The following is a 687-nucleotide window of genomic DNA, read 5'->3' as shown; positions in this document are numbered from 1 at the left end:
TGATGGTCGCCGTTGTTATTTCTGGCATTGGTGAGCACTATTCGTGGCTGATGGTGATCACCGCCATGGTATGGCGCTGGTCAATCCATCGATAGGAAACCTGGCTGGTGGCGAGACGCAGTGGCGACTGCTTTGCCAACTGCTGCAGATTGAGTGTCTCTGTGGTTTGCTTGGGGCCCGAGAGGCAGGTGACCTGCATTTGCTCCTCCTGCTGGTTGATGCGGCAGGCATCCTCCACGATGGCGCCGCTAAAGGTGATGCGTCCTGTGCTGCTTGCCGAAGTGGCCTGTGCCATTGATATGCCCAGTGTGGCGAGGGTGAGCGCCACTGCGATTGTCTTCATGCAGACCTCCAGATTGTCTTGCACTTTGGTAGGAAACCGCGTGTTCATTGCCTTGCATAGTCAGTATCGACGGTGTCTGGCTGGGGGGGGATTATTTGACCACTCGTCGTCAAGCTCGGTGCCAAAGGTCAGAACAAAAAAGAGGGCAACCCCAGGGGTTGCCCTCTTGCTATTCATCACGAGGAAAACGCGGTTTTCTCTTTATATGCGGGGCTTACTTACCCGCAATGTTCAAACCACCGAAACGAATGAGCGGGGCATAGAAGCCCTTGCCATCGTCGTGGTGCAGCAGGTCGCCGACCGCTTCGAGCTCGCCGAGCAGGCGGTAGAAGTTGCCTGCGACC

General features: G+C 56.3%; 1 protein-coding gene. It reads right to left on the bottom strand.

Annotation, left to right across the window (positions count from 1 at the left end; genetic code table 11):
- Positions 1-37 precede the first annotated feature (37 nt).
- The gene (locus tag BN1129_RS09820) at positions 38-343 is read right to left on the bottom strand and encodes a type 1 fimbrial protein (RefSeq protein ID WP_209418498.1); all 306 of its coding nucleotides are present in this window, start codon (positions 341-343) and stop codon (positions 38-40) included.
- Between the last annotated feature and the right edge of the window lie 344 nt (positions 344-687).

It is taken from the genome of Aeromonas popoffii (genome assembly GCF_000820025.1).
Taxonomy (GTDB): Bacteria; Pseudomonadota; Gammaproteobacteria; order Enterobacterales; family Aeromonadaceae; genus Aeromonas; species Aeromonas popoffii.
This window is presented reverse-complemented; position numbering and strand designations above follow the sequence as displayed.

Excerpts from the sequence above, each read along its gene's own strand:
- BN1129_RS09820 (WP_209418498.1), bottom strand. The coding sequence starts at position 343 with ATGAAGACAATCGCAGTGGCGCTCACCCTCGCCACACTGGGCATATCA.